The 10,897-nt window shown below is 65.8% G+C and carries 11 protein-coding genes; 4 read left to right on the top strand and 7 right to left on the bottom strand.

Annotated features, from left to right (window positions below):
• Window positions 1-3 precede the first annotated feature (3 nt).
• The 4 genes from GWQ44_RS30425 to GWQ44_RS30440 form a co-directional block, all read right to left on the bottom strand.
• Entirely contained in the window at window positions 4-942 is a 939-nt protein-coding gene (locus GWQ44_RS30425; RefSeq protein WP_275929064.1) for an acetaldehyde dehydrogenase (acetylating), read from the bottom strand.
• A 13-nt stretch (window positions 943-955) separates the two neighbouring features.
• Entirely contained in the window at window positions 956-1,768 is an 813-nt protein-coding gene (locus GWQ44_RS30430; protein WP_199011069.1) for a fumarylacetoacetate hydrolase family protein, read from the bottom strand.
• A gap of 13 nt (window positions 1,769-1,781) precedes the next feature.
• The gene (locus GWQ44_RS30435; RefSeq protein WP_110594934.1) at window positions 1,782-3,242 is read right to left on the bottom strand and encodes a 2-hydroxymuconic semialdehyde dehydrogenase; all 1,461 of its coding nucleotides are present in this window, start codon (window positions 3,240-3,242) and stop codon (window positions 1,782-1,784) included.
• A gap of 96 nt (window positions 3,243-3,338) precedes the next feature.
• Window positions 3,339-4,310 (bottom strand): LysR substrate-binding domain-containing protein, encoded by a 972-nt coding sequence (locus tag GWQ44_RS30440; RefSeq protein WP_275929065.1) that lies wholly within the window; start codon window positions 4,308-4,310, stop codon window positions 3,339-3,341.
• 213 nt (window positions 4,311-4,523) lie between these two features.
• Here GWQ44_RS30440 and GWQ44_RS30445 point away from each other — a divergent pair, with 213 nt between their 5' ends.
• From GWQ44_RS30445 to mnmH, 3 genes are read left to right on the top strand one after another with little or no spacing between them, the layout of a single operon-like run.
• Window positions 4,524-4,889: a nuclear transport factor 2 family protein gene (locus GWQ44_RS30445; protein ID WP_275929066.1), complete on the top strand. Its 366-nt coding sequence runs from the start codon at window positions 4,524-4,526 to the stop codon at window positions 4,887-4,889.
• Window positions 4,890-4,932: 43 nt separating this feature from the next.
• On the top strand, window positions 4,933-5,967 hold the full coding sequence (selD, locus tag GWQ44_RS30450; protein ID WP_275929067.1) for a selenide, water dikinase SelD: 1,035 nt from the start codon (window positions 4,933-4,935) through the stop codon (window positions 5,965-5,967).
• Window positions 5,967-7,070: a tRNA 2-selenouridine(34) synthase MnmH gene (gene mnmH / locus GWQ44_RS30455; protein ID WP_275929068.1), complete on the top strand. Its 1,104-nt coding sequence runs from the start codon at window positions 5,967-5,969 to the stop codon at window positions 7,068-7,070. Before selD ends, mnmH begins: the two co-directional genes overlap by 1 nt.
• A 52-nt stretch (window positions 7,071-7,122) precedes the next feature.
• Here the strand turns inward: mnmH and GWQ44_RS30460 are convergent, their stop codons facing one another.
• The 3 genes from GWQ44_RS30460 to GWQ44_RS30470 all read right to left on the bottom strand — a co-directional run bounded on the left by GWQ44_RS30460 (window position 7,123) and on the right by GWQ44_RS30470 (window position 9,659).
• Window positions 7,123-7,464 (bottom strand): DUF3077 domain-containing protein, encoded by a 342-nt coding sequence (locus GWQ44_RS30460; RefSeq protein WP_275929069.1) that lies wholly within the window; start codon window positions 7,462-7,464, stop codon window positions 7,123-7,125.
• A gap of 228 nt (window positions 7,465-7,692) precedes the next feature.
• Complete coding sequence (locus GWQ44_RS30465; RefSeq protein WP_275929070.1) at window positions 7,693-8,748, bottom strand: permease; 1,056 nt, start codon at window positions 8,746-8,748, stop codon at window positions 7,693-7,695.
• A 254-nt stretch (window positions 8,749-9,002) separates the two neighbouring features.
• A complete protein-coding gene (locus GWQ44_RS30470) occupies window positions 9,003-9,659 on the bottom strand; it encodes a histidine phosphatase family protein (protein WP_275929071.1) in 657 nt (218 codons plus the stop codon).
• 217 nt (window positions 9,660-9,876) lie between these two features.
• On the opposite strand from GWQ44_RS30470, the gene GWQ44_RS30475 reads away from it, so the two are divergent.
• Entirely contained in the window at window positions 9,877-10,581 is a 705-nt protein-coding gene (locus GWQ44_RS30475; protein WP_179596972.1) for a glutathione binding-like protein, read from the top strand.
• Window positions 10,582-10,897 lie beyond the last annotated feature (316 nt).

The following is a 10,897-nucleotide window of genomic DNA, read 5'->3' on the forward strand; positions in this document are numbered from 1 at the left end:
CCTTCAGCGGTTGAGCAGCGACTGGGCCATGCGCTCGGCGGTGGCCAGCGCGGCGCAGGTCATGATGTCGAGGTTGCCGGCGTAGGCGGGCAGGTAATGGGCGGCGCCCTCGACCTCCAGGAACACCGAGGTCTTGAGCCCGCTGAAACGCCCCAGCCCTGGGATCAACAGCGGCGCCGAGGCCGGGATCGGCTCGAACTGCACCTGTTGCTTGAGGCGGTAGCCGGGCACATAGGCCTGCACCGCCGCGGCCATCTCGGCGATGGAGGCGGCGATCTCCCGCTGATCGGCGGCGGCCGACAGCATCAGCACCGTGTCGCGCATGATCAGCGGCGGTTCGGCCGGGTTCATGACGATGATCGCCTTGCCCCGGGTGGCGCCGCCGAGGGTCTCGATGGCGTGGCGAGTGGTCTCGGTGAACTCGTCGATATTGGCCCGGGTGCCGGGGCCGGCGGATTTGCTGGCAATCGAGGCGACGATTTCCGCGTAGTGCACCTGGGCCACCCGCGACACCGCCGCCACCATGGGAATGGTCGCCTGGCCGCCGCAGGTGACCATGTTCAGGTTGAGGCTGTGCAGGTGCTGCTCCAGGTTGACCACCGGAATGCAGTAGGGGCCGATGGCCGCCGGGGTCAGGTCGATCAGGCGGATGCCCGGCTTGGCCTGGCGCAGCACGGCCTCGTGGTGCTGGTGGGCGGCGGCCGAGGTGGCATCGAACACGATGTCGATGGCGGCAAACTCGGGCATGCGCAGCAGGCCTTCGACGCCTTCGTGGGTGGTCGCCACGCCCAGGCGCCGGGCCCGTTCCAGGCCGTCGGAAGCCGGGTCGATGCCGACCATGGCGCTCAGTTGCAGGTGCCGGGCCTGACGCAGGATTTTCAGCATCAGGTCGGTGCCGATATTGCCCGAGCCGATGATCGCGGCCTTGAGGGTTGGGTTCATGCGTGGCTCCGGTTCATTGGACGCTGGCGAAGGCGGCGCTGACGCTGCCCAGGCCCTGGATGTGCGCGGTAAAGCGATCTCCCGGCTGCACCGCGACCATGGGCCCGAGGGCGCCGGTCAGGAGGATGTCGCCGGCCCGCAGTGGCGTGCCCAGGCGGGCCAGGGTGTCGGCCAGCCACAGGGCGGCGTTCAGCGGGTTGCCCAGGCAGGCGGCGCCGGCGCCCACCGACACCGGTTCGCCTCGCCGGGTCAGGCTCATGCCGCAGCGCACCAGATCGAGTTTTTCCAGGGCCACCGGCTGGCTGCCGAGCACGAACAGCCCGCTGGAGGCGTTGTCGGCGATGGTGTCGCTCAGGCGGATGTCCCATTGCGCGATGCGGCTGCCGACAATCTCGATGGCCGGCAGGGCAAAGGCGGTGGCGCGGATCAGGTCGGCCAGCGTGTGGCGCTCATGGTTCAGGTCATGTTCCAGCACCAGGGCCACCTCGGCTTCGACCTTGGGCTGGCAGGTGTCGCTCCAGGCGATGGGCTGGTCGTCACCGCGGGCCATGTCGGCGAACAGCTGGCCGAAGTCCGGCTGGTCCACCCCCAGTTGCTGCTGCACGGCGCGGGAGGTCAGGCCGATCTTGTGGCCCACCGGGCGGCGTCCGGCATCGATGGCCGCCAGGTTGTTGTAGTGCTGCACCTGGTAGGCCAGGTCGGCCAGGGAGGTGTGGGGTTGCGCGGCCTGGGCCTGGGCAATCAGCTCGCGCACCGGGGCGCAGGGCTGGCCGTTGAGCTGGGCCTGGCGCAGGTGGTGCGCCGCTTCAATCAGGTCTGCATGCATGTCGGGGTGCCCCTCAAGGGTTGACGCAGATGGTGGTGATCTCGGAGTAGAAATCCAGGGAGTGACGGCCGCCTTCGCGCCCCACGCCCGAGAGCCTTGTGCCGCCGAACGGCGTGCGCAGGTCGCGCAGGAACCAGGTGTTGACCCAGACCATGCCCACACGGAAGCGCCGGGACAGCTGATGGGCGCGCTTCAGATCGCGGGTCCACAGGGCCGTGGCCAGGCCATAGGCCGAGTCGTTGACCCGGCGCAGCACTTCGTCCTCGGTGTCGAACGGGGCGATGTGGCAGACCGGGCCGAACACTTCTTCGCGCAGGCAGCGGGCGTGGTCCGGCAGGTCGGTCCAGATCGTCGGCTGGACGTAGGCGCCCTGGTCCCGGGCATCGCCGAACTGCGGAATGCCGCCGCCGCTGACCAGGGTCGCGCCTTCCTCCAGGGCCAGCTGGAAGTAGCCCAGGACCTTGTCCCGGTGTTTGTGGGAAATCAGCGAGCCCATGTTGACCCCGTCTTCATCGGGGTAGCCGATCTTCAACTGTTCGGCGCCGGCCTTGAGGGCGGCGACGAAGCGCTGGTAGATCGGCCGTTCGACGTAGACCCGCTCCGAGCACAGGCATACCTGCCCGGCGTTGGTGAAGCTTGCGCGCAGCACCCCGGCCACCGCGGCGTCGAAATCGCAGTCGGCGAACACCACCGCGGCGTTCTTGCCGCCCAGCTCGAAGGACACCTCGCGCACGCCTTCGGCGGCGGCTTTCATGATGGTGGCGCCAGTCCGGGATTCGCCGGTGAAGGTGATGGCGTCGACGTCGCGATGGGCGGTGAGGAATTCCCCGGCCGAATTCGGCCCGAAGCCGTGCACCAGGTTGAACACGCCGGCCGGCACCCCGGCGTCGCGCATCACTTCGGCCAGCAGCGTGGCGCTGGAGGGGGTGTCCTCGGACGGCTTGACCACCACCGAGTTGCCGCAGGCCAGGGCCGGGGCGACTTTCCAGGTGAGCAGCAACAGCGGCAGGTTCCACGGCGAGATGATCGCCACCACGCCGTGGGGCTTGCGCACGCTGTAGCTGAACACGTCATTGCCGTCGGCGCCGCGCATCTCGAAGATTTCGCCGCCGGATTGGCGCAGCAGCTCGGCGAAGGTGCGGAAATTCTGCACCGCGCGGGCCACGTCCAGGGTGCGCGCCTGTTGCACCGGGCGCCCGGTGTCGGCGACTTCGGCGGCAACGAACGCCTCGAAACGCGCCTCGATGCCGGCGGCAATCCGCAGCAGCAGGTCGGCGCGCTGGCTGGCGCTGTAATCGGCCCAGGGGCCGGACTGCGCCGCCTTGGCCGCGGTCACGGCGCGGTCCACCTGGGATCGGTCGGCCTCGCAGACCTGGCCCAGCACGCGGCCGTCGACCGGGGAGATATTGGCAAAGGTCTGGGGGCTGGCGACGAACTCGCCGTCGATGAAATGACGCAGCAGGGCAGTGGACACTTGAACCTCCGAAACATGGGTTTCGGGGCGAGTGTAGGAAGGCCTGGTATTAGTTAATAATCAAAGATCGGCCGCTAACTATTATCAATTGGAATATCAGGGCGAGGCCTGGATCGGCGCTTGCCCGCTGTCGGACTCTGCCCGGGCCAGGTCCAGGCATTCGCGAAACAGCCGGGCCGCCGGGCCCAGGTTGCGCTGGGCGGCGTAGAAGCAACCGATGTCGCCGAACTGCAGTGGCGTCCCCAGATCGAAAGCCTGGAGCATGCCGGCCTGGATGAACTGCAACGAGGCCTCGTAGGGCATCAGGGCCACGGTGCGCTGATCCTGCATCAGGGTGATGTTGGTGAGGATCGACAGCGACTCGGCAACATTGTCCGGCGTCGGCAGGCCGTTGTCGGCGAACAGTCGGTCGGCGGTGCGCCGCAGCAGCGAGTCGCGGGTCGGCAGCACCCAGGGGTAGGCATGCAGGTGTGCCAGGCTGACCGGCGTCTGCTGGTGCAACGGGTGATGCACGCCGGCGACGATGCTCAAGTCCTCGCGGTACAGCACATCGACCTCCAGGGCCTCGCTGCGCCGGTGCCAGTCGTCCGGCACCCGGCCCACCACCAGATCCACATCGCCCACCGCCAGCGCCGGGAACAACTGGTCCATCTGCCCGACCCGCAATGACACCAGCACCCCCGGCGCGCGCTGCTTGAGCAACTGGATGGTCCGGGGCAGCAGCGAGGTCGAGGCCGAGATCAGGGTGCCGACCATCACCTGCCCCGAGGTGCCTTCCTGGAAGGCGTTGACCTCGTCGGTCAGGGCCCGCAGCTCCGCCAGCAGCGACTTGGCCCGTTGCACCACCACCTGGCCCAGCTCGGTGGCGCTGACCCCGCGGTTGCTGCGCACCAGCAGCGGCGCCTCGAAGTAGGATTCCAGCTCGTGAATGATCTTGGTCACCGCCGGCTGAGTCAGGTTCAGCGCCTGGGAGGCGCGCACCAGCGAGCCGCTTTGCAGCACCTGCTCGAACACCACCAACTGGTGGAACTTGAGCTTGCGGGCGATGGACTGGGTGGTGAATTTCATGGCGGGCTCCGTCAGCGTCTTGCCCTGGCCTCGGGTGAGGGGCGGGGGGGCGCTTTTGTGGGTATGAGGACAAGCGTGCCCAGGCAGGGCGCTGCAAGCCTAACCAAAGTCCGGCGCATTTGCTTGGCGCAAGCGCTACCGCAGGTGTCCTGCCTTGAGGGGCTGGGCGCGGATGCTAGAGTGCGCCACTGATCCGCCGCCCCGGGAGTGACCATGGAATTGTCCGACCACCTGTTGATGCTCGAACGCCAACTGCAACTGGCCGAAGTGCGCGCCGATCGTCAGGCGCTGGAGGCCTTGCTGGCCGATGACTTTCTTGAATTCGGCGCCAGCGGCGGGCGCTGGAACAAGGCCCAGGTGCTGCACAGCCTGCCGCAGCAGGACTTCATCGAACGGCGTATCAGCGAGTTTGCGCTGCAGCGCCTGGCGGCCGATCTGGCCCAGGTCACCTACCTGTGCCATAACGCCGCAGCCGGCGGGCGGGCGGCCAGCAGTGCCTGGCGCAGTTCGCTGTGGCGCTGCCGCGAAGGGCGCTGGCAGATGCTGTTCCATCAGGGCACGCCGCGGCCCAGTGCCTGAGGGCTCTGCTAGAATCCCGATCCCAGACTTGACGAGGTGCCCCATGAGCGAGCCGATTCGCCTGACCCAGTACAGCCACGGAGCCGGCTGCGGCTGCAAGATTTCCCCCCAGGTGCTGGAGGTGATTCTGGCCGGCAGCGGGGCGCAGAACCTCGATCCCAAGCTCTGGGTCGGCAACGCCTCGCGCGATGACGCGGCGATCTACGCCATCGACGAAGAACGCGGCGTGGTCTCCACCACCGACTTTTTCATGCCCATCGTCGATGACCCCTTCGACTTCGGGCGCATCGCCGCCACCAACGCCATCAGCGACATCTACGCCATGGGCGGCGACCCGCTGATGGCGATCGCCATTCTCGGCTGGCCGGTGAACGTGTTGGCCCCGGAAATCGCCCGGGAAGTGATCCGCGGCGGCCGCGCGGTGTGCGACGCGGCGGGCATTCCCCTGGCGGGCGGCCATTCCATCGACGCGCCGGAGCCGATTTTCGGTTTGGCGGTCACCGGGCTGGTGGAAAAACGCTTCATGAAGCGCAACGACACCGCGACCGCCGGCTGCCTGCTGTACCTGACCAAGCCCCTGGGGATCGGCGTGCTCACCACCGCCGAAAAAAAGGGCAAGCTGCGCGACGCCGACATCGGCCTGGCCCGCGACTGGATGTGCACCCTGAACAAGCCCGGCGCGCGTTTCGGCAAGCTCGAAGGGGTGACCGCGATGACCGACGTCACTGGTTTCGGCCTGCTCGGGCATCTGGTGGAAATGGCCGACGGCAGCGGCCTGACCGCGCAGATCCACTACGACCGCGTGCCTTGTTTGCCTGGGGTCGAGTACTACCTGGACCAGGGCTGCGTGCCGGGTGGCACCTTGCGCAACTACAGCAGCTACGCCGAGAAGATCGGCCGGGTCCAGGAGCTGCACAAACGCGTGCTCTGCGATCCGCAGACCAGCGGCGGCCTGCTGGTGGCGGTGACCCCGCAAGGCAATGCCGAGTTCCTCGCCCTGGCGGCGGAACTGGGCCTGGAACTGGCGCCCATCGGCGAGTTGGTGGAGCGACAGAACCACGCGGTCGAGGTGTTCTGATGCCTCTGGACTGCACCGACTACCGCGACATATTCCTCAACGACCGGCCGATGATGGACACCCGCGCGCCGATCGAATTCACCAAGGGCGCCTTTCCCGGGGTGCTCAACCTGCCGCTGATGACCGACCTGGAACGCCAGCGGGTCGGCACCTGCTACAAGCAGCAGGGCCAGCAGGCGGCCATCGTGCTTGGGCATCAACTGGTGTCCGGGGACATCAAGGCCCAGCGCATCCAGGCCTGGGCCGAGTTTGCCCGGGCTCACCCCGACGGCCTGCTGTACTGCTTCCGTGGCGGCCTGCGCTCGCAGATCGTCCAGCAATGGCTCAAGGACGAAGCGGGCATTGACTACCCGCGGGTTGGCGGCGGTTACAAGGCCATGCGTACCTTCCTGCTGGACACCACCGAACAGGCCCTGCAGCAGTGCGATTTTGTCCTGTTGGGGGGCATGACCGGCACCGGCAAGACCCAAGTGCTGGGCCAGCTGGACAACGCCCTGGACCTGGAAGGCCACGCCAACCACCGCGGCTCCAGCTTCGGCCGCCGCGCCACCGGGCAGCCGAGCAACATCGACTTCGAAAACCGCCTGGCGGTGGACCTGCTGAAAAAGCGTGAGCGCGGCGTGCAGAGCTTTGTCCTGGAAGACGAAAACCGCATGATCGGCAGCTGCGCCTTGCCGCTGTCGCTGTACCAGAGCATGCAGGGCCTGCCCATGGTCTGGCTGGAAGACCGCCTCGACAGCCGGGTGCAGCGCATCCTCGACGATTACGTGGTCAACCTCAGCGCCGAGTTCGTGGCCGTGCATGGCGAGGAAGGTTTTGCCCTGTTTGCCGAACGCCTGCTGGAAAGCCTGAACAAGATCCACAAACGCCTCGGTGGCGAGCGTCACCAGCGCCTGTTGCTGCTGATGGAAGCCGCCCTGGCCGAACAGGCCCGCAGCGGCGACGTGGAACTGCACCGGGCCTGGATCGAAGGCTTGCTGGGCGAATACTACGACCCGATGTACGCCTTCCAGCGCGAGAGCAAGGGCGCGCGGATCGAGTTCAGCGGCGACCACGGCGCCGTGCTCGATTACCTGCGCCAGCGCCAGCCGCCATCGCGCTAGCGCTCAAAAAACCGCGCGCTCGCAGCACCCGAGCGCGCGGTGTGCGCGGGCGTCAGCCGGCAGGGCGTGGACGGTCGAGCAAGGCCTCGACCACGGCCCGGGCCATTTCCACGGAATGCACCATGGACCAGATCAGGCCGCGTTCGATACCGCTGGCGCGCTCGGTGATTTCATCAGACACCTCCTCGGCGCACTTGAGCAGCAGGGCGACGTGCCTCAAGGCCTCTTCGGCGTTGACCCCGGCTTGCACGCTGAACAGGGTATTGCCCTGGGCATCGCGCAGGCCGAACGGGCGTGCCTGGGTCGGTTTCAGCGCGCTGAGCAGGTTGGCGTTGGCGCGATCCAGCTCGGGATCGCGCAGGGGGCGGGATGGATCGGGGACGAGCTTTTTCATAAGGGTACCTACGCGTTAAGGGCGATGTACCTTCGACTCTTCCAGACTTCCACATCCGGGTCGCTGATTGTGCAGCGGCTCAGGGAGGCTGCCTGACGAAAACCAAGGGCGCAAGCCGCTTAAAGGCGTTGGCGATTCTCTCGGACAAGCCTTACAAAACAAAGCGAAAACTCTGGTTTCGGGAGCGTCATTCCCTGACCAATGTGTTTCAAGACAATAAACAGGGCTCTACAACAACACCGCACCAATCAACCCGCAGACAATCCCCACCAGCATGGTCAGCACGGCCACGGTCACCAGCACCCGGGCATCGAAGTCTTTGCGCAGCATCAGCAGCGACGGCAGGCTGATGCTCGGCAGGGTCATCAGCAGGGCCACTGCCGGCCCAGTGCCCAGGCCCAGGGTCATCATGGTCTGGACGATGGGAATCTCCGCTGCTGTGGGAATCACGAACAGGGTCCCGGCAATCGCCAGCGGCACCAGCCACCACAGGCTGTCGCCCATGGCGCCGTCGATATGGGGGAACAGCCAGACCCGCGCCGCGCCCAGCACCAGTACTGCCAGCACGTAGATCGGAATGGTGCTCCAGAACAGTTGCCACAGGGTCTTGCCCCAGCGGCTGAGGAACGGTTGGTCGTTCACCGTGCTGGCTTCCACCACCGCATCCACCGCGGCTTCGGGCAGTTGCTCGGGGCCGGCGACCCGTTGCGCCACCAGGGACACGCCCAGCACCAGGACAATGCCCGCCACCAGGCGCAGGGCGGAAAAGCCCCAGCCCAGGACAAAGCCCATGAACACCAGGGTCGCCGGGTTGAGCACCGGGTTGGCGATCCAGAACGCCAGGGCCGCGCCCACCGAAACCTTCTGCCGTCGCAACCCAGCGGCCACCGGCGCGGCGCAGCAGGAACACATCATGCCCGGCAGGGCGAACAGCCCACCGCGCAGGGTCGAGCCGAAACCGGCGCGGCCGAACAGGCGCAGCAGCCAGTCCCGGGGAATCAGTACCTGCAGCAGGGAACCCAAGATCACCGCCAGCACCGCGGCTTTCCAGATGGCCAGGAAGTACACCTGGGAATAGGCCAGGGCCGCGCTCCAGGGTGAGCTTTGCTGATCGTTAAGGATCGACGCGCCGATGCTGTGGCTGTCGGCGGCGACAAAGGCCTTGAGGTAATAGGGCGACCACTTCACGTAGTACAGGCCGATGGCGGCCACGAGCAGGAACAACAGGGGTTTGCACCAGAACGCCCAGCCACGGGCGGGCTGGGTGGGGGCGAGGTTGGACATGAAGGGGTTTCCGCACGAAGACAATAAGCGCGAATTGTAGCCGCTGGCGCCGGCGCGCCGCGAACCGATCTCGTCCGGCATTGGACTGTAGCCGCTGCCGAGCGTCAGCGAGGCTGCGCAAAGGGCCGCAGGACCTTGCCTGGCGATCTCCTGTCGAACGCGCAGCAACCTAAAGATCGTGGCGTCTCCTGCGGAGCCGTTCGCAGCCTGCGGCAGCGGCTACAGGGACGGAGGCCGCCTGTAGTCCGGAACCATCAGCTCGGGCAATCCTGCTCGCCGCCGTCCAGGCCCTGCTTGTAGCTCTGGCTGTGCAGGCTGGCCTTGCCGTTGCGCCAGGTCAGGGTCAGCACGTACAGCGAGTCGAAGTCGCTGGAGGCCCAGTCCTCGGTGATCGGGCGTGTTTCGCCCACGGCCTCTTCGGCGACCTTGTTGATCAGCTCCGGCAGGTAGCCGTGGGACCAGGCGGTGTAGATGGTCGCGTTGTGGTAGCGGTCGTGCAGCAGCTCGTCCGCCAGGTCGCTGGTGTCATTGGCGGCAAAATCGATGTTCACCGGCAGGCCGAGCTTGATGGCACTGGGGCTGATGGTCATCAAGGGGCGGATGTAGCTGTAGGAATTGTCCAGCTCGCCTTCCTCGACATTGCGCGTGGGGTCGGCGGCGAACACGTACTGCGCCTTGCCGAACTTTTCCGGCAGCAGCGAGGCCAGGTCGATGGCCCGGTTCAGCCCCTGGCAATTGAGCTGGCCGAGGCCGCCGGCGGGCTTTTCCGCGTGGCGCAGGAACACCAGGGTCTGGGTGCCGTCCACCGGTTGTGCACGGCTGGCACTGGATTCCAGGGACAAGGCGCTGCCCAGCAACATGGCCGGTAGCAGCAGGTAGGCGCGGTTCTTGAGATGGCGTAACAGGGGCATGGCGAGCTTCTTCAGCGCAAGGGTGGAGGCTGACAAACCTGTGTATTCCCTGTCATCACGGCCGGTGAAGGCAGTGCTTCTGAGTCCTTGGACGGCGTTTGGTTCGATGCAGCGCCAGACTAACCACGGTGTGTTGCCGATTTAAGAAAACCCGGCGGATAATCCTCGACCGTTGCCTTGTGTGGCGCCCCCCTTTGACTGTCATTGGAAGCCTGTCATGACCGATCTTTCCGCTTTTGCCGTTACCCAGAAATGGCCTGCGCAATTTCCCGAATGGATTCAGCTGTATTCGTTGCCGACGCCCAACGGGGTCAAGGTCTCGATCATGCTCGAAGAGATCGGCCTGCCTTATGAAGCGCACCGGGTCAGCTTCGAGACTCAGGATCAGATGACCCCGGAGTTCCTCAGCGTCAGTCCGAACAACAAGATCCCGGCGATTCTCGATCCCCATGGTCCTGGCGACCAGCCGCTGGCGTTGTTCGAGTCGGGGGCGATCCTGATTTACCTGGCGGACAAGAGCGGGCAGTTGCTGGCCCAGGAGTCGGCGGCGCGTTATGAAACACTCCAGTGGCTGATGTTCCAGATGGGCGGTATCGGGCCGATGTTCGGGCAGGTGGGGTTCTTCCACAAATTCGCCGGCAAGGACTACGAGGACAAGCGGCCGCTGGAGCGTTATGTGAACGAGGCCAAGCGCTTGCTGGGGGTGTTGGACAAGCACCTGGAGGGGCGCGAGTGGATCATGGGTGAGCGCTACACCATTGCCGATATTGCGACCTTTCCGTGGATTCGGAATTTGGTCGGGTTTTATGAGGCGGGCGGGTTGGTGGGGTTTGATAGCTTCCCGCAGGTGCAGCGGGTGCTGGCCAAGTTTGTGGCGCGGCCGGCGGTGATACGTGGGTTGGAGATTCCCAAGGTGGTTTGAGGTGTTTTTTTAGGGGGCGAGCGCGAAGGGGGTAAATATCCGGTGCTGCGGTTATCGCCGCTTGTGGTTTTGCCTTTATGGCGGGGGAGTGGGGTACATATCCGTTGCTGCGGTCACGGCTGCTTAGGGTTTCGCTCTTGCGGCGAGTGGGATGGAGTACATATCCATTGCTGCGGTAACGGCCACTTAGGGTTTCGCCCTTACGGCGACTCACTTTTGTCAAACGACACAAAAGTAAGCAAAAAGTCTTGCCGGTATGACTCACCCACATAGGTAACAAACCAGTTCAAGCACATAGGTAACAGTTTTTAACTGG

Origin of the sequence: Pseudomonas sp. 3MA1 (assembly GCF_029237275.1) — a bacterium.
Lineage (GTDB): Bacteria > Pseudomonadota > Gammaproteobacteria > Pseudomonadales > Pseudomonadaceae > Aquipseudomonas > Aquipseudomonas fluorescens_AP.

Bases quoted from the DNA above. Each gene is read 5' to 3' on its own strand.
- GWQ44_RS30445 (WP_275929066.1), top strand. From the start codon at position 4,524: ATGGAATTGTCCGACCACCTGTTGATGCTCGAACGCCAACTGCAACTG.
- GWQ44_RS30475 (WP_179596972.1), top strand. From the start codon at position 9,877: ATGACCGATCTTTCCGCTTTTGCCGTTACCCAGAAATGGCCTGCGCAA.
- mnmH (WP_275929068.1), top strand. From the start codon at position 5,967: ATGCCTCTGGACTGCACCGACTACCGCGACATATTCCTCAACGACCGG.
- GWQ44_RS30460 (WP_275929069.1), bottom strand. From the start codon at position 7,464: ATGAAAAAGCTCGTCCCCGATCCATCCCGCCCCCTGCGCGATCCCGAG.
- GWQ44_RS30465 (WP_275929070.1), bottom strand. From the start codon at position 8,748: ATGTCCAACCTCGCCCCCACCCAGCCCGCCCGTGGCTGGGCGTTCTGG.
- GWQ44_RS30430 (WP_199011069.1), bottom strand. From the start codon at position 1,768: ATGCATGCAGACCTGATTGAAGCGGCGCACCACCTGCGCCAGGCCCAG.
- selD (WP_275929067.1), top strand. From the start codon at position 4,933: ATGAGCGAGCCGATTCGCCTGACCCAGTACAGCCACGGAGCCGGCTGC.
- GWQ44_RS30425 (WP_275929064.1), bottom strand. From the start codon at position 942: ATGAACCCAACCCTCAAGGCCGCGATCATCGGCTCGGGCAATATCGGC.
- GWQ44_RS30440 (WP_275929065.1), bottom strand. From the start codon at position 4,310: ATGAAATTCACCACCCAGTCCATCGCCCGCAAGCTCAAGTTCCACCAG.
- GWQ44_RS30470 (WP_275929071.1), bottom strand. From the start codon at position 9,659: ATGCCCCTGTTACGCCATCTCAAGAACCGCGCCTACCTGCTGCTACCG.